The 24,144-nt window shown below is 58.6% G+C and carries 21 protein-coding genes and 2 pseudogenes; 13 read left to right on the top strand and 10 right to left on the bottom strand.

Annotation, left to right across the window (positions count from 1 at the left end):
* Positions 1-9: 9 nt before the first annotated feature.
* From virB10 to VGR99_RS39890, 4 genes are read left to right on the top strand one after another with little or no spacing between them, the layout of a single operon-like run.
* A complete protein-coding gene (virB10, locus tag VGR99_RS39905) occupies positions 10-1,155 on the top strand; it encodes a type IV secretion system protein VirB10 (RefSeq protein ID WP_326905433.1) in 1,146 nt (381 codons plus the stop codon).
* Positions 1,152-2,183 carry a P-type DNA transfer ATPase VirB11 gene (gene virB11 / locus VGR99_RS39900; protein ID WP_326905432.1) on the top strand — a complete coding sequence of 344 codons (1,032 nt, stop codon included), beginning with the start codon at positions 1,152-1,154 and terminating at the stop codon, positions 2,181-2,183. Before virB10 ends, virB11 begins: the two co-directional genes overlap by 4 nt.
* A complete protein-coding gene (locus VGR99_RS39895; protein ID WP_326905431.1) occupies positions 2,149-4,095 on the top strand; it encodes a type IV secretory system conjugative DNA transfer family protein in 1,947 nt (648 codons plus the stop codon). Before virB11 ends, VGR99_RS39895 begins: the two co-directional genes overlap by 35 nt.
* Positions 4,079-5,251 (top strand): LPD7 domain-containing protein, encoded by a 1,173-nt coding sequence (locus VGR99_RS39890; RefSeq protein WP_326905430.1) that lies wholly within the window; start codon positions 4,079-4,081, stop codon positions 5,249-5,251. The genes VGR99_RS39895 and VGR99_RS39890 overlap by 17 nt, the downstream gene beginning before the upstream one ends.
* Before the next feature lie 192 nt (positions 5,252-5,443).
* Here the strand turns inward: VGR99_RS39890 and VGR99_RS39885 are convergent.
* From VGR99_RS39885 to VGR99_RS39860, 6 genes and pseudogenes are all read right to left on the bottom strand, one after another.
* Positions 5,444-5,909, bottom strand: a pseudogene (locus VGR99_RS39885) (transposase); the annotation flags it as partial.
* 102 nt (positions 5,910-6,011) lie between these two features.
* Positions 6,012-6,317, bottom strand: a pseudogene (locus VGR99_RS39880) (helix-turn-helix domain-containing protein); the annotation flags it as partial.
* A 41-nt stretch (positions 6,318-6,358) separates the two neighbouring features.
* Complete coding sequence (locus VGR99_RS39875; protein ID WP_326905429.1) at positions 6,359-7,162, bottom strand: enoyl-CoA hydratase/isomerase family protein; 804 nt, start codon at positions 7,160-7,162, stop codon at positions 6,359-6,361.
* A 114-nt stretch (positions 7,163-7,276) separates the two neighbouring features.
* Positions 7,277-8,113, bottom strand: a complete 837-nt coding sequence (locus tag VGR99_RS39870) for an MBL fold metallo-hydrolase (protein ID WP_326905428.1) — start codon at positions 8,111-8,113, stop codon at positions 7,277-7,279.
* A gap of 154 nt (positions 8,114-8,267) precedes the next feature.
* Entirely contained in the window at positions 8,268-9,890 is a 1,623-nt protein-coding gene (locus VGR99_RS39865; protein ID WP_326905467.1) for a long-chain-fatty-acid--CoA ligase, read from the bottom strand.
* Positions 9,891-10,401: 511 nt separating this feature from the next.
* Entirely contained in the window at positions 10,402-10,605 is a 204-nt protein-coding gene (locus tag VGR99_RS39860; RefSeq protein ID WP_326905427.1) for a hypothetical protein, read from the bottom strand.
* Positions 10,606-10,849: 244 nt separating this feature from the next.
* Here VGR99_RS39860 and VGR99_RS39855 point away from each other — a divergent pair, with 244 nt between their 5' ends.
* From VGR99_RS39855 to panC, 6 genes are all read left to right on the top strand, one after another.
* On the top strand, positions 10,850-11,641 hold the full coding sequence (locus tag VGR99_RS39855; RefSeq protein WP_326905426.1) for an SDR family oxidoreductase: 792 nt from the start codon (positions 10,850-10,852) through the stop codon (positions 11,639-11,641).
* A 259-nt stretch (positions 11,642-11,900) separates the two neighbouring features.
* Positions 11,901-12,032 carry a hypothetical protein gene (locus VGR99_RS39850; RefSeq protein WP_326905425.1) on the top strand — a complete coding sequence of 44 codons (132 nt, stop codon included), beginning with the start codon at positions 11,901-11,903 and terminating at the stop codon, positions 12,030-12,032.
* Between the two features lie 222 nt (positions 12,033-12,254).
* Complete coding sequence (locus VGR99_RS39845) at positions 12,255-13,202, top strand: LysR family transcriptional regulator (RefSeq protein ID WP_326905424.1); 948 nt, start codon at positions 12,255-12,257, stop codon at positions 13,200-13,202.
* A 790-nt stretch (positions 13,203-13,992) separates the two neighbouring features.
* Positions 13,993-14,442 (top strand): aspartate 1-decarboxylase, encoded by a 450-nt coding sequence (panD, locus tag VGR99_RS39840; RefSeq protein WP_326905423.1) that lies wholly within the window; start codon positions 13,993-13,995, stop codon positions 14,440-14,442.
* A 27-nt stretch (positions 14,443-14,469) separates the two neighbouring features.
* A complete protein-coding gene (gene panB, locus VGR99_RS39835) occupies positions 14,470-15,339 on the top strand; it encodes a 3-methyl-2-oxobutanoate hydroxymethyltransferase (RefSeq protein ID WP_326905422.1) in 870 nt (289 codons plus the stop codon).
* A 9-nt stretch (positions 15,340-15,348) separates the two neighbouring features.
* Positions 15,349-16,197 (top strand): pantoate--beta-alanine ligase, encoded by an 849-nt coding sequence (gene panC, locus VGR99_RS39830; RefSeq protein WP_326905421.1) that lies wholly within the window; start codon positions 15,349-15,351, stop codon positions 16,195-16,197.
* A 182-nt stretch (positions 16,198-16,379) separates the two neighbouring features.
* Here the strand turns inward: panC and VGR99_RS39825 are convergent, their stop codons facing one another.
* From VGR99_RS39825 to VGR99_RS39815, 3 genes are all read right to left on the bottom strand, one after another.
* Positions 16,380-18,041: an acetolactate synthase large subunit gene (locus VGR99_RS39825; RefSeq protein WP_326905420.1), complete on the bottom strand. Its 1,662-nt coding sequence runs from the start codon at positions 18,039-18,041 to the stop codon at positions 16,380-16,382.
* Between the two features lie 199 nt (positions 18,042-18,240).
* On the bottom strand, positions 18,241-18,678 hold the full coding sequence (locus tag VGR99_RS39820) for a nuclear transport factor 2 family protein (RefSeq protein WP_326905419.1): 438 nt from the start codon (positions 18,676-18,678) through the stop codon (positions 18,241-18,243).
* Between the two features lie 508 nt (positions 18,679-19,186).
* Positions 19,187-20,137: a LysR substrate-binding domain-containing protein gene (locus VGR99_RS39815; RefSeq protein WP_326905418.1), complete on the bottom strand. Its 951-nt coding sequence runs from the start codon at positions 20,135-20,137 to the stop codon at positions 19,187-19,189.
* A gap of 131 nt (positions 20,138-20,268) precedes the next feature.
* Here VGR99_RS39815 and VGR99_RS39810 point away from each other — a divergent pair, with 131 nt between their 5' ends.
* The 3 genes from VGR99_RS39810 (at position 20,269) to VGR99_RS39795 (ending at position 22,937) form a co-directional block, all read left to right on the top strand.
* Positions 20,269-20,895, top strand: coding sequence for an FMN-dependent NADH-azoreductase (locus tag VGR99_RS39810; protein WP_326905417.1), 627 nt, complete (start codon positions 20,269-20,271; stop codon positions 20,893-20,895).
* Positions 20,896-20,952: 57 nt separating this feature from the next.
* Positions 20,953-21,285 carry a YciI family protein gene (locus VGR99_RS39805; protein ID WP_326905416.1) on the top strand — a complete coding sequence of 111 codons (333 nt, stop codon included), beginning with the start codon at positions 20,953-20,955 and terminating at the stop codon, positions 21,283-21,285.
* 1,037 nt (positions 21,286-22,322) lie between these two features.
* Entirely contained in the window at positions 22,323-22,937 is a 615-nt protein-coding gene (locus tag VGR99_RS39795) for a TetR/AcrR family transcriptional regulator (RefSeq protein WP_326905415.1), read from the top strand.
* A 201-nt stretch (positions 22,938-23,138) separates the two neighbouring features.
* Here the strand turns inward: VGR99_RS39795 and VGR99_RS39790 are convergent, their stop codons facing one another.
* A complete protein-coding gene (locus tag VGR99_RS39790) occupies positions 23,139-24,113 on the bottom strand; it encodes an alpha/beta hydrolase (RefSeq protein WP_326905414.1) in 975 nt (324 codons plus the stop codon).
* Positions 24,114-24,144: the final 31 nt, after the last annotated feature.

Genomic DNA, 24,144 nt, shown 5'->3' with positions numbered 1-24,144 from the left:
CCGACCAGAATGACCGAGCTTCACAACGAGACAATTGATGGCGATCGTGGCATCACCCCGGTCGGCCAGGCCGACCACGCACGAACGACGATGCTCAAGCGCGGATTTGGCGCACTCGGGCTCACCGCATTCGCCTTTCTCATCATATTGAGCACGTGGAAAGGCGATAAGCCTGTCACCGAGTCCGCCCGCAAACTCATGATCCGTCAGGCCGCAGCGTTCGAGCCGGCCACGGAAGCGCCGGGAGCTCCACTCACCACAGCTTCAATTCCGGCTGCAGCGCCACCTACCGCACCGGCGGTCACCCCGCCCGTGCCGGACCAGATGCTCGAAAGCGCACGTCGTGCACCGGTCCTGGCTTACAACCGGCCGGTCTCGGCCGGGCGCGCAACCCACAACGGCATGACGGGGACTGGTGCTGCCGATCCCTATGCCTTTGGACGGGCGGAGCCGCCGAATGAGCTGGCCGACAAGCTCAAGCCCACACCGATCGAAGGCGTCCGCGCAGCGCGGCTTCCAAACCGTAACCTTCTGGTCACGCAGGGCACGTCCATCCCGTGTGTGCTGGAGACGGCAATGTCCTCTGACGTCGCCGGCTTCGTGTCCTGCGTCGTGATCCGCGATGTCATCTCCGATTCTGGCAACGTCGTGCTCATGGAAAAAGGCACCCAAGTGGTCGGCGAATACCGCGGCAATGTCCGGCGCGGCTCAAAGCGCATGTTCGTTCTGTGGTCCCGTGCCAAGACGCCTACTGGGGTCATCGTCGCGCTCGCGTCGCCCGCTACAGACGCGCTTGGTCGGGCTGGGTTCGACGGCGATATCGACACACATTTCTGGGAGCGATTTGGATCAGCACTGTTGCTGTCGATCGTGGGCGATGCCGGCTCCATCGGGCGTCAGCAGCTCCAGGACAGCTCGATCCAGATCAACAATACTTCTGGCTCAGCGAATACCGCGGCCGGCATCGCCGTCGAGCAATCGATCAACATTCCGCCCACGCTGAACAAGAACCAGGGCGAACTGGTCAATATCTTTGTGGCGCGGGACCTTGATTTCTCGTCAGTCTATCAACTGAAGCGAGTTGAAACACGAAGCCAGATCTTCGACCGCACGGTCGGGGGCACAGTCGTCGGGCCGGCCGAGGTCACGAAATGACACAGGCCGCATCAATCGAGCGGGATGGCGGCCGTTTGGTGCTGGCCCGCTATCTCGAGCCGTTGAACCGTTATCTGGCTGACGAGTCCCTTACCGAGATCGTAATCAACCGTCCCGGTGAAGTCTTTGTGGAAGGTCCCGAGGGCTGGACCCGCCACACGGAAGCAGCTCTCACATACGACTACCTTTCACACCTCGCAACAGCGGCCGCCGGGCATACTCGCCAGGACATTGGACCAGAATTCCCCGTGGTGTCGACAAGTCTGATCGGCGATGAGCGCTGCCAGATCGTGGTGCCGCCGGCCGTCCCGGCTGATCAGGTCAGCTTCACCATCCGCAAACCGTCGAAGCTCACCATGAACTTGGCCGCTCTTGAGCGGACCAGGCTGTTTGATGAGGTCCGATCAGCCGGTGACGAGCTGCATCCCGACGAGCACCGGTTACTCGCTCTGAAGGAAGCCGGTCTCTGGCGTGAATTCCTGGAGCTTGCCGTCCAGACGCGTCGCAACATCCTCATCTCGGGGGCGACCGGATCAGGAAAGACGACCCTGTCCAAAGCCTTGATCGCGGCCATTCCGACGCATGAACGGCTGATTACCATTGAAGACACCATCGAACTCGCGATCCCGCACGAGAATTCCGTCCGACTGCTCTATGCCAAGGACGGGCACGGCGTAGCCAAGATCGGGCCTCGCGAGCTTCTGGAATCAACCTTGCGCATGCGGCCCGACCGAATCCTGTTGCAGGAGCTGAGGGACGGCACGGCCTTCTTCTATCTCAGGAATGTCAATTCCGGGCATCCGGGGTCGATCACGACGGTCCACGCGGATAGCGCGCGGCTTGCCTTTGAGCAGTTGACCCTTCTGGTGAAGGAGAGCGCGGAAGGGCGAGAGCTCCATCGCGACGATATCCGCTCGCTGCTGCTGCACCTGGTCGATGTTGTAGTCCAAATGCAAAAGCGCAACGGCCGCTACCGCATCTCTGAGATCTATTATGATCCCATCCGCAAACGCGATCACGCCCATTAAAGCTGCACGTGGCACTGCGCTCGCGCTTTGTGCCGGGGCGGTCTTTCTGCTGGTCGCCTCAAACGTTCTGCTGCTCGGGCTCAGAGTTCACGATGGCGGATTTCACTGGTTCGAGATCGCGAGCGGCTGGCCCCGATACGGCACCGACCCACGGTTCGACCGCTGGCTGACGCTCTCCACCCTCGCCGGCACCATCGCGGTCTTTGGCCTGCTCGGTATCCTCCTCCGGCAGCGCCCCTTGCCGCTTCACGGCAAGGCACGTTTCGCGACCGAGCGAGAGATCAAGGGTGCGGGTCTGCGGTCGAAGGAAGGCATCCTGCTTGGTCGCAAGGACGGCGCGATGCTCTGCTTTGGTGGATCGGAACATGTCCTGGTCTATGCGCCGACCCGAGCAGGCAAAGGGGTCGGCTACGTGATTCCAAATCTGCTCAACTGGGCAGATTCGGTCGTCGTTCTGGACGTCAAGAAGGAGAACTGGCAACGATCCGCAGGCTTTCGTGCGGCCCACGGACAGACCGTCCATCTGTTCGATCCCCTCGACGAGAACGGCTGTACAGCAAGGTACAACCCATTGGGCTACGTGCGGAGCGATCCAGCCGACCTTTATGATGACCTGCAGCGAATCGCGGTCATGCTGTTTCCGGCCGAGAGTCGGGGCGATCCGTTCTGGTTTGAGGCCGCGCGGACTGCGTTTGTGGCGATCGGCGGCTACATTGCTGAAACCCCCGGATTACCTTTGACCATCGGCGAGATCCTGCACCAGCTCTCCGCTGTTCCCGATCTGAAATCGCATTTTGAGAAGATCATCGCTGCGCGACGATCGAGCAGTCCTCCCTTGTCACGCTCCTGCATCACCGCTTTGAACGACTTCCTTTCGGCTTCCGAAAACACCATGAACTCGGTGCGAAAGACGGTGACGGCAAGGCTTGGCCTGTGGCTCAACCCCCGCATCGATACTGCGACGTCAGCCAATGACTTCGACTTACGCAAGCTGCGGCAACAGCCCATGTCGATCTATCTCGGCGTCACGCCGGACAATCTGGAGCGCATGGCGCCTTTGCTAAACCTGTTCTTTCAGCAGGTCGTCGATCTCAACACCCGCGAGCTGCCGGAACATAATTCGACGCTTAGTCGCAAGGTTCTTCTCTTGCTCGACGAATTCCCAGCCCTTGGCAACGTAAATGTTCTGGCGAGATCGGTCGCGTTTGTTGCCGGATACGGCATTCGCCTTCTGACAGTCGTCCAAAGCCCAGCGCAGCTACGCGCGATCTACGGCACTGACGTCGCTCGCAACTTCATGACGAACCACGCCGTGGAGGTCGTCTTCGCTCCGAAGGAGCAAGACGTGGCAAACGAGCTTTCCGAGCGCATTGGCTATGATACGGTGAAGGCGCGCAGCCAAAGCGGGCCAAAGGGCTTTTCGGCACGATCCATGAGTCAAACGGTGTCAGAGCATCGGCGCGCTCTCATGCTGCCCCAGGAGCTCAAGCTTCTGCCCAGGTCCAAAGCGTTCATCCTAAGCACTGCGATTCCACCGCTAATCGCCGACAAGCTCGTATACTACGAAGACAGGGCCTTCCTGCAGCGACTGCTGCCAGCCCCGATTCAGGCGATGCCGAAGGGGCTTTCGAATGCCTTGCTTGATGCCGAAATCAAGGAGCTTCGCTCCGAGGTTGCGGAGCTTCGCGCAATATTTCGATCGCGACCGATGACCGACGAGGAGGTGGCCGAACCCTCGACGATTCCTGACGATGTCAGTTTCGACTTTGGCGGGGTCGATGTGGATCTCGAAGGCTTATCCGAAGAGGACCTGAAAGCCTGGACCCTGAAATACATCGACGCTCAGGTCGTTCCACCGCCGCCGCAGACCCGCCGAAAGCAGAGGGGTGAGCATCATGAACGACAAGCATGACGCGAGCCAGGAATTCAGTCTGGAGCGGCAACGTCGCGCGGGGCCCGCGTCCGCCCGAGAAATGGGGGAAGACGAGTCCAAGGCAACAGCTCCCAACCAGCCTTCATCCGCGGAGGTCACCGATACTGCTTTCCCGGACCGTATCCGTCGAAAATATTACGTGGTTGCCAGTCGCATCGAAAAGGATGGATCCGACCGCGAAGCGCGGCTTTATGCCGATGAGCGGAAAGAATACCTCGCGTTCAAGACCACTGAGGATCGCCTGGTCACCCGCCTAGCTGCCGCCGAAGTGATCCGGGACATGGTCAGCGTTGCACAACATCGCCGGTGGGAGGCACTGCACGTCCGTGGTTCCGTCGAGTTCCGGCGAGAGGCGTGGCTCGAGGCAAGCGCGCGCGGAATGGAGGTACAGGGCTATCAGCCAAACGAGCTTGATCGCCAGGCGCTCGCTGACCGACGAGCCGCATCGGATCGAGCCCACGCCCGGACCGATGGTGCCAAGGCTCGCTCGGCCTCCAACAGGTCAGTGCAGGCGGATAAGCTCGATTACGACCAGGGCGTTTCCGGACGTCTCCTGGAAGTCGGTTTTGGCCCGTATCGCAACCGCGCCGACGCGGAGCCGTCAACTTATGCAGCCATCGAGCTGGATGATGGCCGGCGACATCAAGTGTGGGGCGTCGGCGTTGTGCCGGACGTCGCAGATAGTGGCGCGAGGCCGGGCGACCGCATCTCTCTACGAAGGGATGGCGTCGAACCTGTCATCAGGGCGATCAAGTCCATCGATCCTGAGACAGGTACCGCTAGTGTTGAACGGCGCCAGATGTGGCGCAACATATGGAATGTGACGGTGGAGGAACGCGGTGCAGCCCGACCGGTGCCAACGCATGATTCCGACCTGCTCGCGGCCCAATCCCAGATTGTCGCCATCAACAGGCTTGTCGAACGCGCTCTACCGAACGATGAGAAAGCTCGACAGAGCATTATGGCCTTCGCCAAGGGGCGCATAGCCCAGCATCTGCAAAAAGGGCAATCATTTGCGCGAGCGATGGTCATTGAGCCTCTCCGCGATCGTCATGAACGGCCCGCTCGCCCGAAGGAGCAGCCTTTCCAGAGTCAAAGCGGCGAACGTATCAGGTTGCGGGAGCAAGAGCGCTAAGCGCTCAATCATCCGTCGCGCAGCGGCAAGCCCCGCGTCTCAAGGAAAACTATGCGCGTCTCAACTTCTCGCCTTCGGAGCTGCGGTAGTCGGCAGATCGAGCTTTCCCATCCACCGCAAATGGCTTGCCACGCTCCTTGACTCTGGTCCAATCGACAATCGTTTAATGCGAACCACGTCTCGCAATTTGACCTTGATCTTGCGGCCGATGTCGCGGATGATCCGGCTGCGCAGGATGCGCAACTGCTGCTGATGCCGCCTGAACTGTTTGGCATGGATGTAGCGGCGTGCCATCATCGCCGCGGCTTTGGCCGCGCGAGAATAGGATTGCCGCAGCCTGATGCCGTGTCGTCGCGCCAAGCGGTTCAGCCCCCCGGATCGCCGCATGCAGGAGCTTGGCATCGGTTGGAGAGGCGATGGCCTTCGGCTGCACCGTCGTGTCGACCGTGACCCGCTTGAGGTCCTGGCTGCGCAACGCGCCAGCCTGATGTGCCACCCGCAGGCTCTCGGCCAGCAACACTTCCAGCTTATCGCCGAGCCGTTTGCGCCAATGGCTCAGGTCCGAGCGCTCGTGCGGGAAGGCATGCTGGAAGACTTCTTCGCCGGTGAAGAACTGAAAATACGGGTCGTGAACCCAGCGCTCGCACACGCCCTCATCGCCGCAACGCTTCGGCCAGCGTTGATCCCGTTGCCTGATGCTCGTCCGACGCACATCTGCTCACTTGGCGTCCCCAATAGACAGCACAGGCCCACTCGACAGCCGATATGGCTCATGGGCCTCCTGGCCGCGCATCAGCGATGCGCTCATTGCAGCCGCATTTGGACCGATGCGATATTTCTGGTCCTGCGGCAAATACTCCAATTGACCTATTCGGGTGAGAGTAAGTGTCAGACGAGAGACGGTTGATCGCGGCAAGTCGCAGCGGTCTGCGATTTCGCGATTGCCGAGCCGAGTTGCGGGACTCGCGAAACAGCGCAGCACGTCGAACGCGCGCGACACGACTTGTATGACGTCTGTCCCGTCTGCAAGGAATGGTCCTTGTAGTTTTTGAGATCCACGCGCCATTTAACACATCCCCGGCTTACACAAGTGCTCCCAGATCGACGCTACTTTCCAAGAAATTTTGTGTTCTTGTCGACGTTTTTAGCTCCAAGAGTGAGCACTGTCTTGACGCCATGCGGCATATCATGAGTCTCGAAGAGGAGCGGGGCGATGTCCAGGCAGAGGTTGTCGGCTGATCGCACGCCTGTGTCCTGCTGAGCGCGTACGAGCTGCTTGGTCACCCAATGCGCCTTTGTCGGCCCGCACGACATTTGTTCTGCAAACTTACGCGCTTCGTCGTGAACTGCACCATCGTCGACGACATAATTGATGATATTCCAGCGCTCAAACGTTTCAGCGTCATACCGCTTCGTTGTGAAGCAAATCTCTTTCGCACGGGCTGATCCGCATCGCTCGGCAAGGCGCTGAGCACCGCCCAACAGGGTAGACGTACCAATCTTTGCTTCGATCTGTTGAAATTTGGCCGAACGTCCAGCGAACACAATGTCGCCGCAGAGGATCAGTTCCAAGCCTGCTGCAACGCAAAGTCCTTGGACCGCAAAAACCACAGGCATTTGCAGATTCTCGATGCCCTGGATCACGAGCGGAAATCCACGGGTAAACTGCGATCTCATCTCCCGCGCGGTGCGGCCGTTGAAGTCATTTAAATCAACCCCTGCGCAGAAATCATTACCGACACCCTCAATGAGGAGCGCTCTTACATCTGACGCCGCGGCCTTGCTAACGGCCTCGCCGATCATTTCGAGCAACTCGAAATGCAGGAGATTCGCGAACACGTTCCAGAAACGTATAATGCCAAGGGAGCCAACTTGTTCGAAAGTTGCACCAAACTTCTCAGTGTTGTTCATTTTCGTATTCCATATTTGTGATGGCGGGAGACCGGCGGATCACGGGATGGCCTTTTTGCCGACGGCCTTCCCGCCTATCCTACGGGCGATTGTGAGTTGATCTCGATCGAGGCGTCAGGCCGGTCTTTTTGCGAAAACGAGCTTTGCCGAGAAGAACAAAGTACCGATGTTTCCGAATTCGGGAAACTTGGCGGACATTGCATCAACCAACTCGCGCTCGGTGGTGGCCGTTTTGGATATCGCAGCGAATAACTTGATGTAGGAGCGGGACTCTTCGATGATCCTGTGAGCGTCCGTGTCGGGCAGCTCATGCTTTTTGTGTCCTGCGACGATCGCCTTGGGTTTAAGCTTTTCTATTTTGTCAATGCTGTCGAGCCAAAGGTCCCATTCTTTAGGGCCGCCAAGTCCCAACATCATGTGGATCTTGTTGTAGACGACATCACCTGCGACCACAGTATCGATTAAAGGAATATGCAAAACCGTCGAGTTTTCGATGTCGCCTTGCCCAACCTCAACTATCCGAAGCTCCTGACCTTCGAGTGAGAGCGGACCAGAAACGATCTCAGGCATCGCGGTCGGATTGACCGCTCGGTCACCAAACATGGCCCGCCACTGTTTGGCCGCCTGAACTTGCGTCTTGCTGATATAGTCGACCACGCCGGCGGTTGCGACGGCGCGCGCGGTCGGGAATCGCCGCAAAAGATCGCCGATGCCGTACCAGTGATCCGCATGGCCATGGGTTATATAGATCGTCGTGAGGCGCTTTCCGCTCTGCTCGATCAAGTCGCCAAGTGCCTCGACGTCCGAGCGCATGTGCTGTGCATCGACTAGAACGGCGTCGCGCTCGCCAATGATAACGGTTGAGCTTGTTGGTGAGAATGTCCCTGGCGTGCTGTCGAATTTATGGGATGGACTGACGTACACCTTAATCGCAAAATTGGATGCGGCCACGTTTTTTCTCCTGATTTTGGCTTGTGTCGAGTGCTCTAAATCGACAGCGGATTTCGTAGTGCCGCCTTGCTCCCATCGTCCGCGACGAACGGCAGCATGTCGTGTAGACCGGTAATGCCCACGCCTGTGGGCTCCGGTCCGCATTGGTTCGCAATCAAGTGCTCGAAAGGCGGTATTCGCGAAACTGTTCCCTTAGCTCGGTCTTTTTGATCTTACCGGTAGCGGTATGTGGGATGGCGTCGACGATCGCGACATCGTCGGGCACCCACCATTTCGCGATCTTGCCCTCCATGAAGCGGAGAATATCCGGACCCTTCGTCTCTGAGTTCGGTTTGAGCTGAACGATGAGAAGGGGCCTCTCATCCCATTTGGGATGGCGGACGCCGATAACAGCGGCTTCCAGCACATCGGGATGACTGACAGCCAGATTCTCCAGGTCAATCGAGGAAATCCACTCTCCACCGGACTTGATGACATCTTTGGAACGGTCTGTGATCCGCATATAGGCGTGCTCATCGAGCGTGGCGACGTCGCCGGTATCGAAGAAACCCTCGTCGTCAAGGATATTGTCAGTGACGCGATAGTAAGCTTTAGCGATCGCTGCCCCGCGGACTTTGAGACGTCCAAACGTCTTGCCGTCCCTTGGCAGTTTGCTGCCAGCTTCGTCCGTGATCTTCATCTCGACCAGGAACGGCGCGAAGCCTTGGCTGGAGAGGCGGTCGATCCTGTCCTTGCCGGCGAGATGTTCGAAAGGCGGCTTGAGCGATCCGATCGAGCCGATTGGGCTCATCTCAGTCATACCCCAACCCTGACCAGCCGGAATCCCCATGCGTTCGAATGCCTCTATCATGGCGGGTGGCGGGGCTGCACCGCCGATCGTAAGACGCTTGAGATCAGGTAGACGCAGGCTGTTGGCCTCCATATGCTGCTGAAGCATCAGCCACACGGTCGGAACGCCGGCGGTCATCGAGACATTTTCGTCCCGCAGAAGTTCGTAGATCGATGCGCCATCCATCCTCGCGCCCGGAAACACCAGCTTGGTGCCGGTCATCGGCGCGTGGAACGCCAGTCCCCAACTGTTGGCATGAAACAGCGGAACGACCGGCAACACGGTATCGGTGGACCGCAGGCCGATTACGTCGGCCTGCGCGACCATCAACGAATGCAGAACGTTGGAGCGATGCGAGTATAGGACCCCCTTGGGATCTCCGGTCGTTCCCGACGTATAGCAAAGCCCGGCGGCCGTGTTCTCATCGAATGATTTCCACTCAAAATCGCCGTCGGCACCGTCGATCCAGTCCTCATAGGCGACTGCCCCGCGCAGGGCCGTTTCAGGCATGTGCGCGCGGTCGGTGAGAATCACGAACTGCTCGATCGAGGTGAGCTGGGACTCCAGCTTCTCCAATAGAGGCACGAAAGTGAGATCCGTCAGAAGAATCCGATCCTGTGCGTGATTGGCGATCCACGCGATCTGTTCGGGGAACAAGCGCGGATTGATCGTATGGCAGATGGCCCCGATCCCCATGATGCCGTACCAGATCTCGAGATGGCGCCATGTGTTCCAGGCAAGGGTTGCGACGCGATCTCCCAATCTGATGCCGTCGCGGTCGAGCCGCTGTGCGACCTTCAGAGCCCGTGTGCGGATGCCACGATAGTCGGTGCGGTGGATCGGACCCTCTACGGAGCGCGTCACGACTTCCCGTGTCGGGTGGCATGTTGCTGCGTGATCGATGATACGGTGGCACAGTAACGGCCAGTCCTGCATCAAACCCAACATTTCGAAATCCTCGCTCTCAATGAGATGACACTTCTCGGAAGACACCAGGAGCTCGCAAGGCGAGAGACGGGTCAATCGGGAAGGGCTAGATGGTTTTCTTTTCGCCCGTGAAACTCGGACAAAACTGTTTCGAATAATCCCTGCTGAAGCGTGTCATCTAAAACTCTTCGATCGGCTGCGGTCGTTCGAGCGTGTCTTTTCCGAATACCGGGCAGCAGGAGTTCACGTCCATAGCGATTGTCGGCCCGTTCATCGCGCTTTCTGGTGACGTGGTGTCGACCTTGGTCCAAACTTTCGCTCCGCCCCGGTCACATCTCCTTTGGAGCGAGGTTGAACGGTGACAAAGAGTATCCAGCCGCGATGAGCCAGGACTTACTTCCGCAGCAGATTAACCACTCATCAGCAGCCCTCCCAGTCACTGCGACTTTCCGCAGCTTTTGCCGCCTTGCGACCGAACAGAAAAGAGCTAGCAGGGAAACTCCTCTATTCCATTTCAAAACTTGAATAGGGCCTATTCAAAACCCGCCATCGGAATTACGGAAAACTGACGTTCAAAAATGAATAACCCCATCGACACGTTTTTAGTGGCGGCCGTCTCCCACTGGCTGCTCTGATGAGCGCCGACATACGAGAACTCTGACGACGGCACTGCTTGAGGAGACGGAGCATTCAGAGAGCCATGCGCCGTTTTGCGCCCCGAGATCTGCAAGGTCATTGAAGCAATGTTATGGAAATGTTCGCGACTAAAGAGGTTCTGGTAGTCACGTAACCAAGGAAGCTGGCTTGAAGCTCCCAGAATCCGGTCAACGGGCCGCTGCCGACGGAGATCCGTATAATCGTCGTCAGTGCCAACGACCTCGGGAGGGCAACCCACCCTTCGTACTAAAGGGCTCCACCGTATTCCGCCGAAGATCGCACATCCGTCGCGGCGTCATTCAATGAAAAGGACGACAAGCCATATGGGAAGCATCAAGAAAGCACTCGATCTGACGGGCAGAACCGCGCTCATTACGGGAGGTTCGCGCGGGCTTGGCCTTCAAATTGCCGAGGCGCTTGGCGAGCAGGGAGCACGAGTCGTCCTTTCGTCACGCAAGGCGGGAGATCTGGAGGAGGCTCAAGGGCATCTTGCCAAGCTCGGCATTAAGGCTGAGTGGATCGCCGCGGACAATTCTAAGGATGACGAGGCCAAGCGGCTCGCGGACGAGGCGATCGCGAAGCTCGGCAAGGTCGATATTCTTGTCAATAATGCCGGCGCGACGTGGGGAGCCTTGACGGAGGATCACTCCATTGAAGCATGGGACAAGCTCATGAACCTCAACGTCCGGGCGCTGTTCGTGCTTAGCCAGCGGATCGGCAAGAAATCCATGATTCCGAATCAGTACGGGCGAATCGTAAATGTCGCCTCCGTCGCTGGCTTATTTGGGAACAGCGGCGAGATGCAGACGATCGCTTACAACACCAGCAAGGGAGCAGTGGTGAACTTCACCCGCGCTTTGGCCGGAAGTTGGGGACGTCATGGCATCACGGTCAACGCGCTTGCGCCAGGGTTCTTTCCATCGAAAATGACGAATGGCGTAATAGCGTCCGTAGGCGTCGACAAATTGACCGAGGGAGTACCGCTCCGTCGCCTCGGCGACAGCGACGATCTCAAAGGCGCCGCCCTCCTGTTCGCGAGCGATGCAGGCAAACACATCACCGGGCAGATATTAGCAATCGACGGCGGTTTAACGGCCGTCTTGTCGTCATCCTGATCGAGCGAGACCGTCCCATAGACAGACTATTGCTTCAGGGGCAGCAAGTCGTGCCCATCGGCAGTTTCTCAATCTGCGAGAGGACTGGGACAGCAGTCTGCAGCGATGCAGAATTAGCTGTCCAAGCTGCACGTGAATGTCAGCCAATCCACGGCCGGTTGCCCGCTTTCAACGAGCTTCGGTTGGTCGGCGAAAACCGATAAAGTCAGATGTTCAGGAGCCTTGGCCGACGGCTACCAGTCATAATTGGATTGCGGACATGGTCGTGTCGGCCAGAGAGCACGTAGACCCCGCGGAGATCCAAAGCGCGATTTTCGGCCGTCAGGCGGTGGCCGACGTCGCGGTGATGGGGTACCCGACGATCGGCGGCGCGAAGCAAAGAAGGCGGTGATTGTCCTCAAGCTGGGCCAGGAGGCGCAGAGCATCGAAATCTTGGACTACGCCTGCGAGCGGGTAACAGGGTACAAGATTCCTATCTTGCGGAGGCACTCCCACGCCATCCGACTAGAGAACTCCTGAAACGGCCACTAGGGGAAACGTACCGGAAGGGGTTTGAACGGCAGGTAAACTGACGCCGAAGGCCGGCCAGCAGTCGTCGGCTGTGGAGACCGACGTGAACGAAGCGAACTGGGATCTTTTGAGGCTCTTCTTTGCCGTCGCTAACACGGGCAGCGTCAACGCCGCGGCCCGGCAACTCAATATGAGCCAGCCCACGCTCAGTCGGCGGCTCAAGGAACTTGAGCGCTATGTCGGCGCGCCCCTTTTCTTTAGGGTGCCGTCCGGCGTCCTGCTGACGCAAGAGGGAGAGGATCTGAAGCGCGCGGCGGCTAGCGTCGTCGGATCATTCAGCAGCTTCCACCAGGACTGGCGGCTACGCGTAGGACCGAGGACAGACGTAGTCAAGATTTCAGCAACGGAAGGGATGACCAAGCACTGGCTGCTGCCACGGGTACACAGGCTTTATGAACTTCATCCGCATATTCGTCTCCACATAAATTCGACCATCGAGCAGCAAGATCTGACTAACAGTGACCTCGATTTCGTGATCCGCATGGGACATCCGGGCGACAACGAGTTGATCGGACGTAAGATCACGACGGTTGGCTTCAGCATCTACGCGTCCGAGGCCTATCTTTCCCGCCGAGGGCAACCCAAGAGTGCAGGAGAGCTCAAGGGTCACGATGTGATCGGCACCTCCGGAGATTTTTCAGGTTTCCGAGGGGAGCGGGTAGGTCGCATGCCGCTGCTTACGATCTTCCTGAAGGCTGCCGAAGCCAGCAGAACCCTGCGGCTAATGCCGCTCGGCAACCATTATTTCGCAGCCCGCGAGGGATTAGGCCTTGCTTTCCTGGCGACCCCGTTCGCGATGGCGGAAGGCCTGGTCCCGGTTCTCCCGGAGGAATCGATGGCAATGGATGTTTGGCTACTGCGTCGCCGCGAAAGCGATCTTCGCAAGCTGACGCGCCAAGTGGGCCGCTTTTTGGAAAAAGAATTCGCTGCTTCCAAGGCATGGTTCGCCTCAGGGGAAACCGTGGGTAAACAGCCTACGTGTAAACAATAAGCTGCGCCCTATTTCCTTCGCGGGGCGAACATGCTCACGCCTATTCAGGCATGGATAGGGTCAGTCGGCGCGTTCCAGCCCCTCCGGTCACGCCCTGTCCCAGTGGCTTATAGTCGGAGCCCCTTGGGGTCCGGGCGGTCTTCGCCGCCCTCAAGGTATTTTCACTGTTTCGGGCTACGTGTCGAGGTTATCGGTATGTGGGAGTTAAATGAGGCGTGCTGCAGCAAGCTCGGGATCGCTCCAGCTTAGTTGAACCTGAACGGAGGTGGCATTTGGTCGGCTATTTCCATGGGATGTAGGCGCGCGGTGGGTCGAAAGAAAGCGCCTTGCCTAGCCATGTGGCCGCAACGATATACCGCCAGAGCGAGCTGTTCCCCTCATTGTGCGGGGACGTTTCATTCCGAAAAAGGGAAAGCCGACGGCAGATTCAATGCAGGTTGGATGATTTGATTTCTCAGCGAAATCACACGCCTCTTGATGAGCGGCCTCATCGAAGTCCGTTTCTACGTCAAGCTTAGAAATGTCTGCCCGATCAATTGCAACTAGGGGCGTTGCTACTCACCGATTTGGACCAACTCGCAGGGCGATCTTTGGCAACGATCTACCCTACCATGGCGATAGCCTGGGAAGTTGTCATGCGATGATCGCGCGAGCATTGGACATTCGTGAGCGTCCGGCTGCCGATTTTGAGCAATACTTTTCTTTTGCTCTCTCTGAGTTGACAGTTTTGTCTCGTGACCCGTAGGAGAGTCGGGCTTGGGGCGCGAGCCAGGCTCAACGGAACCTTCAGATGAGAAAAGTGCTGGCGGCAAAGCTGCATGGCATCCACGTTACGGAGGCCAGTCTTCACTATCACGGCTCGATCACACTCGATCCGGATCAATGCCATGAGGCGGGGATTCTGCCGATGGAATTCGTGGAGATCTGGAACAAGAACTCCGGGGCGCGAATTTCGACCTACGTGATTTTTGGTGAACCGGGCTCTCGTTGTTGTGTCCTCAACGGCGCTCCCGCGCACACCTGCCAAGTCGGCGACCAGATTATCGTCTGCAGTTCAACGTACGTGAATGGGGCGGAAATCGTTCGGCCGAAGCCAAGAATTCTCGCCTTCGATCGCAACAACCACATTACCGATCGCATGACCAATTCCGTTACTCGGGATGGCGCGGAGCGCTATTGCTTCGAAATCCTGGGTGAGGCAGGCGACGTGAAACCCATACCTCTCCGAACCTCGAACTAACGTCGACCGACGGGATAGGGATCGAAAATGAGCCACACCTCGGAAGCCACGGTCGAGCGGGTGACGCTTCCAATGCTGCAGCGGTGGAAGGAGGAGGGGCGGCGCCTCGTGATGACGACCGCCTATGATGCGGTCACCGCACGTATTGCCGATCCCATCGTGGATATGATCCTTGTCGGAGACAGCGTCGGCAACGTCTGTCTCGGATTCGACAATACGCTGCCGGTCAGCATGGCGATGATGAATCACCACGTTGAGGCCGTCGCGCGCACAAAACCTCGAGCCTTGCTCGTGGCGGATATGCCCTTTCTGAGCTTCCACCTTAGTCCAGAGGACACGATACGCAACGCCGGAGGCTTCTTGCAGCGTGGCGCCGACGCCGTGAAACTTGAGGGCGGAGCCAAGCGTGTCAAAATGATACGTGCCTTGGTCGACTGCGAGATTCCCGTGGTGGGTCATCTCGGCCTTACCCCGCAGAGCGTCAATGCAATGGGTGGATTCAAGGTGCAGGGCCGCAAGGCTGGTGACGCCTTACTCCTGCTCGACGACGCCCATCGACTGCAGGAGGCCGGCTGCTTTGCCCTGGTCCTGGAAGGCATCCCGGCCGAGCTCGCTGCGCGAGCGACAGAAACGCTGACGATACCTACCATCGGGATTGGTGCGGGTCCTGGTTGCTCGGGGCAGGTGCTGGTGTTCCACGACGTGCTGGGCCTATCTGAAGGCCATCGCCCAAAATTTGTTCGCACCTACGCCGACGGCTTTTGGGTGTTGCAGGAGGCGCTGTCGCGTTGGGTTGCCGATGTCCGCAACGGTACGTTCCCGGCATCGCAAGAGTCCTATCGGCTTCCCGAAGGCATAGGTGAAACGATCGCAAACTGGCAACCAAATCCGATGTGAAGCAAAACAATGCAGACAATCACGACGGTCGCTGAGCTTCGCCGAGCTCTCGCAGAGGCTCGCAGAGCCGACAAACGGGTCGGATTTGTACCGACAATGGGCTATCTGCACGACGGCCACTTGGCGCTAATCGAGACCAGCCGAGCGCAATGCGATGTCACCGTGGTTAGCATCTTCGTCAATCCCACTCAGTTCGGGCCAAACGAGGATCTCAGCACCTATCCGCGCGACTTCGAGCGCGATGAAAAGCTGTGCCGCGATGCCGGTGTGGCGATCGTCTTCGCGCCGGGTGCAGAGGAACTCTATCCTGCTCAATTCGAGACCTTCGTCGAACCGGGCGAGCTCGCAAAACCGCTCTGCGGAGCATTCAGGCCGGGACATTTTCGTGGAGTCGCGACGGTCGTGTGCAAGCTGTTCAATATGGTGCAGCCGGACGCTGCGTTTTTCGGGCAGAAGGATTTTCAGCAGTGCGCGGTGGTGCGTCAGATGGCCATCGATCTAAATCTTCCGATCGAAATCGTTACAGTGGCGACGGTTCGAGAAGCGGACCGTATCGCAATGAGCAGCCGCAACCGGTACCTCAGCGAGGAAGACCGCGGGCGAGCCCTCGCCATCAGCCGAGGACTATTCGCCGCAGCGGAGGAGTTCCGCTTGGGAGAGCGGAACGTGGACAGGCTGATCGCAGTCGCCAAGGGGCATTTCCAAAAGGTCGATCGGCTGCAGTACCTGGAGCTCGTCGACGCCGATACGCTCAAGCCCGCCGTAAGTCCGCTGCACCGCGCCGCCGCATTGTGCGTGGCAGCCTATGTCGGATCGACAAGGCTTATCGACAACGTGATACTTCAGCCAACTCCGTAGCGGCGATAATTTGCAGCATCCGCTCGATGCCAATCCGCCAAGGGTTCGAGCTCACCCGCGAGAAGGTCAGTCCCGGCGGCAGAACCCATGATCGGCTTGATCAGTGCTGGGCCTGGTCAGACCCGTACTCTCAGTAAGCTTCAACGCGGGACCGGCGGAATCGCAAGGATCTCCTCCGGCGCCTACGGAGCCAACCTCCGTATCAGCATGTGCGCGACAGGCTGCGGCATCCTATCGAGCGAGCTGAGAATGTGCGGCAGCAGTTTCAGCTTCATGCCAGCAAGCGCCGGCGGTACGATAGCTTCTATCAGATGCGGTCCGCGCGTTGACAGCGCCCGTTCTAGCGCGCGCGTGAACGCTTCGGGATCCATCGCCCGCACGGCAGGAACGCCCATCCCCTCTGCTATCTGGGTGAAATTCAGAACGGGATTACTGAGGTCGAGCTGCGCCTTCGCCTGAGGCCCGATCTCAATCGCGCCCACGCGCTCCAGTTCGACATTAAGTACCGAATAGGAGGCGTTGTTGAAGATGATTGCGGTGACATCAAGGTCTTCACGCGCAATCGTCCACAGCGACTGGATCGTATACATCGAGCTTCCATCGCCGATCAGCGCGAGGACAGGCCTGTCAGGACATGCGATCGCAGCGCCGACAGCGTTTGGAAGGCCTTGTCCGATGGCGCCGCCTGTCAGAGTCAGCAAGTCATGACGGGGCGCGCCGGCGGTGTATTTGGAGAGCATCAGACCTGAGGTGATTGCCTCGTCCACCAAAATTGCATTGTGAGGCAAGAGATGGCCGACCGCCTTGCAGACTTTCTCCGCGGTGAGCTTTTTGCCGCGCGGCGCAGCGGGACGAACGGCTGGCGCGAGCGAGAGCGCAGCATTATCGGCCCCTGACGACACCGCAAGCTTCCTAAGGCTTGCAGCGGCATCTTCTTGCGGCGAAGACAACTCTAGGACGACGCAGGTTTCAGGCGACAGACAACTCTTCTTGTCAGGATAGGCGAAAAACGATACCGGAGCCTTCGCGTCGACTAACACCAGTCGGTCGAAGCCTTTCAACTGCAATGCCGCCATTTCCGCCAGGTACGCGAGCCGTTCGACGGGCGGCAACCCGGCCCCGCGTTCGATGCGCGCGGGAAAGGTCTCTGAGAACAGCTTCACGCCGCAATGACTGGCGATGCGGATGGCGCTGTGCAACGCGCTTTCGCGAAGCGCATGTCCGCCCAGCAGCATCGCCGTCCGGCCGCCTGACCGGATGGCTTCCGCCACGGCTTGGACGACGGGATCCGACGCCGCCGAAGGACGCTCGACGTGTGGAGCGGACTCGACAACCCCGCCTTCGCCCCAGGAGACATCGGCCGGAAGTATAAGCGTCGCCACCTGGCCTGGAGGCCCATTTGCTGCCAGGACGGCGTCAACAGCGTCCCGACAGAGCGCTGGCGTGCTCCTTGACGTTCGGACAAACCCTGGAGAAACATTTCGCGCGACCGTCTCAATGTCTGATTGCAGTTGCGCGTCATATCTTGCGTGATGGGTCGCATGATCACCAACGATATTGACAATGGGGACCTTGCCCTTGCGCGCATTGTGCAGATTGGCGAGCCCGTTGCCGAGACCGCAGCCTAGATGCAGCAGCGTTGCCGCCGGCTTGCCCGCCATCCGAGCGTAGCCGTCGGCAGCGCCCGTCGCCACGCCCTCGAATAGGCACAGAACCGCGCGCATCCCCGGGGCAGAATCGAGCGCCGCGACGAAGTGCATTTCCGACGTGCCGGGATTGGTGAAACAGACATCAACACCGGCGTTGACTAAAGTTTGCATCAGGGCCTGCGCGCCATTTGGCATGTCTCACCTACATTATAAGAGGCGGTGAGGCTGTCGCGAGCAGCGCCGCCCAGAGTTATACTAGCAACGCACCGCTGAGCACCTAGCCCAATGGAGCAGACCTAGTGTCTCGGGCCGCGGATGAGTGCGTCAATGCCGGACGCTCGGGAAATACAACAGCCGGCGGCGTAGGGCGTGCCCATCGCCACGAGAACGGCCGTCAGACGGCGCTTTTGAACTTCGGCATGACGTGGCCTAAACGCGCGTTCATTTCCCGCACCAGCGTCTCCAGGCCTTTCAAGGGGCGCGCGCTCACCTCAAAGTCGACGATTTTTCCGTCGTCGTTAAACGTGATAAAATCCACCCCTCTGATCCTGCTTTCGCCAATTTTAGCGCTGAATTCCAACGCCACGCTCAGTCCATCACTAGAGGCCGCCTTGCGATGATAAGCAAACTTCTCAAGCAAGAGCACAACCGTGCTGAGGGCTAGAACGACTGCCTCTGCGCTGCGGAATGGACTAAATGCCGAAGGCGAGTGGAACGCCGCGTCTGGATGAACAATCGAGGGCAGCTCGCTGAGATCGATCGCCTCCATCATTGCAAGCCACTTGGCAAGCGAAGCCGAAGCGGCAGGGCGCAGATTGAGCGATCCAGTCATATTTTTCTCCACGTCTAAGTTTGAGTTAAATCGATCTGTACGGTCGTGGGCCCACATCAGGCGGGCATCATTTTGGGCATTAAACCGGACACGGAACCGCGGGATCCTCGCCGATCAGAGATATTCCATACCGCAGTGAGTTCTCGTGCGCAGACGATTATTGGAGCAGCCAGCTCGAACACTGTCACCACCAAATTTATGTAACGGCTAGTCATTTCTGAGCATCCAAATTCGCGAGACTAGAGGCGAATCCTCTCGCTTTCGTCCGCCTTAAGTCCAGACTGCGAAGTGCCGGGAGGGCAGCTCTCGACGGATTGCATTGAACAAGTCCGTTAACCCGCGATCTAAAAACATAACCTGCTCAGCGCCCAGGTGGTTGACTGCGCCTAAGCGGGGCTGGAGCGTGAGCAACGGGATCAACGTTGCGATCTTGCGTCAGGCAAAAGCGCACGCAGCGTTGGTGGACATCAGGGTCGCGTATTGATGCCGGTCGAGCCTGCCCGGCCGGTCATTCATGTTGGCTACGACGGGCGATCTCTCTGTAACGGCGGCTCGCCTTGGTCGTCATCAGGGGCAATTCTGCGGCAAGAAACTCGATGAAGGCACGGACTGCCGGCACCAGGCCTCGCCGCGATAGAAAGACCGCGTGCAATTGATGCGTGGGGACGTGGTGATTTGGCAGCAGCACGACGAGACGTCCGTCGGCAATCGCTTCGGCGCAAAGATTGAAGGGCAATTGTACGACGCCGCCCCCGCCGATCGCGATCTGGCTAAGGAGGTACACATCATCGGTGACGAGTGCCGGGACATATTCGATGTCGGCAGAGCTGCCATCAGGTCCGGTCACGCGCCAGCGCGGGCGCTCGCCGGCTGATCCTCCAGGCCCCACTCCCACCACGCCGCGGAGCGAGGCAATCGTCGGGAAAGGACCTCGCTCCGCAACAAAGGAGGGACTTGCCGCTAGCACCTGATCGCTGATGCCGAACGTCCGCACCGCCAGATTCGAATCCTCCAAAGCCGTCCGTATGCGAAATGCGACGTCATATCCTTCCCCGATCACGTCGACTCGGCGATTGGTCAGGTCGAGCTCGAGCCTGACCTCCGGCTGTGCGCGCAGGAATTTGGCGAGAATGGGCGCAAGAAAGATGTGCGCAACACCCACGGGGCAACTGACACGCAAGCGCCCGGAAGGACGCGCACTCGCATGCTCGGCGACTTCGAAGGCGGAATGCGCCGCCTGCGTCAGCACCTCGCAATGGGCATAGAAGGCTGAGCCGACATCGGTGACGTGAACGGCGCGGGTGGAGCGCTGCAGGAGCCGTACGCCGAGCCGCTGCTCGAGCTCAGCCACCCGCCGGCTGACGCGAGATTTTGGAATGCCGAGGGCGCGCCCCGCCCCGGAAAAGCTGCCGTGGACGACGACTGCAGCAAAAAGGGCCAAATCGTTCAAGTCTTTCAATGAAATATCCAAGGTCTGGGTATATTTGGATTGTACCAAAAATAGAACAATCAGTACCGATTTACACTGCTAGTGAGATTAGTTCCAAGGGCCAGTTTCATCGTTAGGCCAACACCTCTTGGAGTAAAGTCGTGAAAATCCTTCATCTCGATTCCAGCATTCTGGGCGCTGCCTCAGCGTCTCGGAGCCTCAGCGCCTCTGTCGTCGAAGAATTGAGGCGCCATCATCCTGATGCGACCGTCACCCACCGCGATCTCACGATCGAGACCATTCCCCACCTCACCGGGGCCATTGCAGCAGGGTTTCGCGACACGGGTATCAAGGATTTTGATGCGGCCACACGCGCCGAGCATGCGCGCTCTAAAGCCTTGGTGGAGGAGTTTCTAGCTAGCGACATCATTGTCATCGGGGCGCCGATGAACAACTTCTCGGTCCCCAGTCAGCTTAAGGCCTGGATCGATCGCGTCGCGCAGGCCGGACGCACCTTCCGATACACTGAAAACGGGCCTGTCGGTCTCTCGGGAGGCCGGCGTGTCGTCGTCGCCTCGACCCGCGGCGGCATGTACTCAGCCGGTCCGGGCGCAGTGATGGATTTCCAGGAGGCCTACCTCAAAGCGGTGTTCGCCTTTCTCGGCATCACCGATGTGAACTTTGTCCGTGCCGAGCGCCTGACGAAAGGTGGCGAGATCCGCACTCAATCATTGGAAGCTGCGCAAGCGGCCGTCGCGAATTCCGTGAAGCCGAGCGAAGCCGCCTGACGCACAAGTGGGCCGTCCGCCAGCCCAGAAGTTCTTGCACTATCACACCAGAAATTCATGCTCTATATCGTCGTATTGACCTACATTCGTCCCGTCGAAGAAGTCCACGCGCATCTCGATACACACCGGAATTGGCTGGTCGAATATGCAAAGAGGGGCAGCATCATCGTCGCAGGCCCGTTGGAAGATAGCTCTGGCGGCGCGCTTCTGGCTTGCTGCAAGGACAGCGCGGAGTTGAATGGCATGCCGGCGAAGGATTCCTTTCATGTGCACCGGCTCGTCGATTACCAGGTCAACGCCTTTACGGGTGCGCTGCGCGCCGACGCCTTCCCACCGGAATGGTCGCCTGCCGCAAAGGCTGTGAAAGGATTGCGGTCATTGGGTAGCTGATGGCTTAGGTATGCATGAGCCGTCTGGTCCCGAGCGAGATGCCGGACTGCGGACCTTTACCTGCGGCTGCACATGTGATTCGAGCTACAATCGTAGACGGTGAAGCGCTGCGAGTCGCCGATATGAGTGGAGAGCTACGAACCTGCTGCCGAAGCCATGCGGCGCTCTTCGGGTGAAGGACCGTCGCGTACTCATTGCCATCTCCCGGGTTCTGCAATCTGCAGCGCCCCTGGCATGATCTGCCGAAGGTGCTTGTCCCGTGTACTACATGGCAAAACGCCTCGTTAGGTGGCCGCGGGCTGGCGTTTGGGTCGAACCATAGACGCACCTGCCGCTGCCCGAAGACGGCACCGCCTAGATGCTCGACACCTCCATTGTCCGCGTCCATCAGCGTTGAGCCTGCATCGCCAGGAATCATCGCCAATCGACGGAACGGCCGCGCGGCGGCTTGACGAACACAATTCATGTGGTGGTCGATAGCAACGTCTTGCCGTTACGGCTTGCGTTGGGCCTCGGCGAGGCGATTCTTCAGCAGGATTAAACAATGTCGTCGGATGGCGCCGCGTTACGACAGGCTTTCAGCCAACCATCCTGCGTTCGATCAGCTAGCGTCAATTAGTCAATGGAAGCGCGGTACGACTCGGCGATAGCCGTGTTCGCCAACTCCTTTCACTCTCGTGCCCCTTGCACGCGACCTTGGCACATTCCGGGAGAGATTAGGCGCATCACGATCTGTCGCTGTTCGCATCCATCGCTGAATAGCCATTCTTCAATATTTTGTTTCGCGACAGGGTTACTGCGTGCTGCAATCGCGTCCTATCATGTCGGCTACGTCCAGTGCGAGGATTGCTCCCAATCGCGCATGGTGAGCAACTCGCAAACGATGACTTTGTTCTGCGCCCTCCCTAGGTGGAACGATTGGGATGCAAGCCCGCAATGGGAAAGCGGCGCTAGCTAGCTTATTTGTAGGAACGGTTATTTCGAAGACAGCTTACTTAGCCCAGCCTGCGCGTTGGTCGGTTATTCGGGAGATGCCTATGAAACGTCGAACCCGATTGGGGATTGATCGCGACGAGGCACGCTCGCGGATCCTTGGCATCGCCGAGAAGCACATTCGGGGAATGGGTTATCACAAGACAACAATAGCCAACATCGCGTCGGAACTCGGCATGAGTCCCGCGAACATCTACCGTTTCTTTCGGTCCAGCAATGCGATCAAAGAATTGATTTGCGACCGGATCATAAATGAGTTGGTTGACATCGTCGGCACAATTGCGCGTACAAAGGCGCCCGCTACCGACAGGTTGAAGCAGTTCCTAATTGAGGTTCATCATCATAAGAAGATGATCCTCGTCAAACACAAGCACGTGCACGATCTGACGGTCGCGGCAACCCACGAGAACTGGGGCGCCATCAAGAACCACACTGAAAAGGTGCTGACGCTACTCGAGTCGATCATACGCGACGGCATCGAGGCCGGAGAGTTCGAAGTTAAAAACGCCGCTGAAGCCGCCCGAGGCGTGAAGTTCGCATTCATGCCGTTCTTTCATCCGATTTTGCTCGAGCAGCATGTGCAACACGGCGATGATATCGAAGCGGACTTACACGATCAGATCCGCTTCGTCCTGAGAGCTCTCCGCAAGAGTGAGTAGGCCATCCATAGCTTTGGCGGAACGCTCTGCGGTTACGTCTCCTGCATCGGGAAAGGGACAAGAGCGGCAGCAGGGTGCTCTTTGATTTAGCCACAGCGAGTACTGGTTGCCTCGATAACTTCTTTGGAGCCCCGCGTTATAGCGCGATAACGCGGGCTTCCGCGCGGCTTAGTCCGGTTGCATTTCCTATGATTATGCTGCTCACACCGACGTCGCATGCTTTATGAACTCCAGCAGTACTGCGCTCACCTCGCTGGGACGCTCCTGCTGTGTCCAATGTCCAGCGTCGGCGATGAGATACTTCTTCCATAGGTTCGGCACAGTCGTTTCCAGGCGGTCAACGTCTTCGTGCGTCATCGTCAGAACGGCGTCGCGCGTTCCGCTTAGAAAGAGCGTTGGTTGCCGAATCTTCGCACCATCCAAAAAGGCAGTGAGCTCCCAATTGCGATCGAAGTTTCTGTACCAATTGATCGGACCACGGAAACCGCTCCTGGTAAACTGCTCCACGAAGAAATCAAGGTCCCTTTCAAGTAGCCACGCGGGGAGGGCGGACGGCCGCACGAGGTTGTCGACGAACCGCTTCTTCTTGTCGAACACGACGAAGTTCGATTGCGGATGCGTTGTGCCCGCTTCGCCTGCTAGAGTGTAGAGAATTCCTAACAGACTATGGCGAATGTCCTCTTCGAGTTCCTTTTCAATGACGCCTGGTCGTTGAAAGTAATGCTGGTAGAAGTGCTTGTCCTGCGCGGCAAGCTCGAAGCGAACGGCGGGACGAAGCTTGCGGCGGGGCACATAGGGCACGCTCAAGAGGCCAATGGCTCGGAATATATCCGGACGCAGCAGGGCGGCATTCGCTGCGACGATAGATCCCCAGTCGTGCCCGATCAGAATCGCGTCCTCTTCTCCCAACGCGTGCGTGAGTCCAACGAGATCGCCGACGAGGTTTAGGATGTTATAGTCGTCGATCGCAGCAGGTGCGTCCGTCAGGCCGTAACCTCGCTGATCGGGCGCAACGACCCGAAAGCCCCCGGCGGCCAGCACCTCGATCTGGTGGCGCCAAGAGTACCAAGACTCGGGCCAGCCATGACAAAGCAGGACGAGAGGGCCCTGCCCAAGCTCGACGTAGTGCATCCTGATGCCGTTTACGAAGGCAAAGTCATGCCGAAGTGCTATCATCTCAGTCCATCTCCAGGGGGCGTGCGAAGCT

This window comes from Bradyrhizobium sp., from assembly GCF_035935975.1.
Lineage (GTDB): Bacteria > Pseudomonadota > Alphaproteobacteria > Rhizobiales > Xanthobacteraceae > Bradyrhizobium.
This window is presented reverse-complemented; position numbering and strand designations above follow the sequence as displayed.

Coding starts and splice junctions, on each gene's coding strand:
- virB10 (WP_326905433.1), top strand. CDS start 10: ATGACCGAGCTTCACAACGAGACAATTGATGGCGATCGTGGCATCACC.
- virB11 (WP_326905432.1), top strand. CDS start 1,152: ATGACACAGGCCGCATCAATCGAGCGGGATGGCGGCCGTTTGGTGCTG.
- VGR99_RS39895 (WP_326905431.1), top strand. CDS start 2,149: ATGATCCCATCCGCAAACGCGATCACGCCCATTAAAGCTGCACGTGGC.
- VGR99_RS39890 (WP_326905430.1), top strand. CDS start 4,079: ATGAACGACAAGCATGACGCGAGCCAGGAATTCAGTCTGGAGCGGCAA.
- VGR99_RS39875 (WP_326905429.1), bottom strand. CDS start 7,162: ATGAACAACACTGAGAAGTTTGGTGCAACTTTCGAACAAGTTGGCTCC.
- VGR99_RS39865 (WP_326905467.1), bottom strand. CDS start 9,890: ATGTTGGGTTTGATGCAGGACTGGCCGTTACTGTGCCACCGTATCATC.
- VGR99_RS39860 (WP_326905427.1), bottom strand. CDS start 10,605: ATGACCTTGCAGATCTCGGGGCGCAAAACGGCGCATGGCTCTCTGAAT.
- VGR99_RS39855 (WP_326905426.1), top strand. CDS start 10,850: ATGGGAAGCATCAAGAAAGCACTCGATCTGACGGGCAGAACCGCGCTC.
- VGR99_RS39850 (WP_326905425.1), top strand. CDS start 11,901: ATGGTCGTGTCGGCCAGAGAGCACGTAGACCCCGCGGAGATCCAAAGC.
- panD (WP_326905423.1), top strand. CDS start 13,993: ATGAGAAAAGTGCTGGCGGCAAAGCTGCATGGCATCCACGTTACGGAG.
- panB (WP_326905422.1), top strand. CDS start 14,470: ATGAGCCACACCTCGGAAGCCACGGTCGAGCGGGTGACGCTTCCAATG.
- panC (WP_326905421.1), top strand. CDS start 15,349: ATGCAGACAATCACGACGGTCGCTGAGCTTCGCCGAGCTCTCGCAGAG.
- VGR99_RS39825 (WP_326905420.1), bottom strand. CDS start 18,041: ATGCCAAATGGCGCGCAGGCCCTGATGCAAACTTTAGTCAACGCCGGT.
- VGR99_RS39820 (WP_326905419.1), bottom strand. CDS start 18,678: ATGACTGGATCGCTCAATCTGCGCCCTGCCGCTTCGGCTTCGCTTGCC.
- VGR99_RS39805 (WP_326905416.1), top strand. CDS start 20,953: ATGCTCTATATCGTCGTATTGACCTACATTCGTCCCGTCGAAGAAGTC.
- VGR99_RS39795 (WP_326905415.1), top strand. CDS start 22,323: ATGAAACGTCGAACCCGATTGGGGATTGATCGCGACGAGGCACGCTCG.
- VGR99_RS39790 (WP_326905414.1), bottom strand. CDS start 24,113: ATGATAGCACTTCGGCATGACTTTGCCTTCGTAAACGGCATCAGGATG.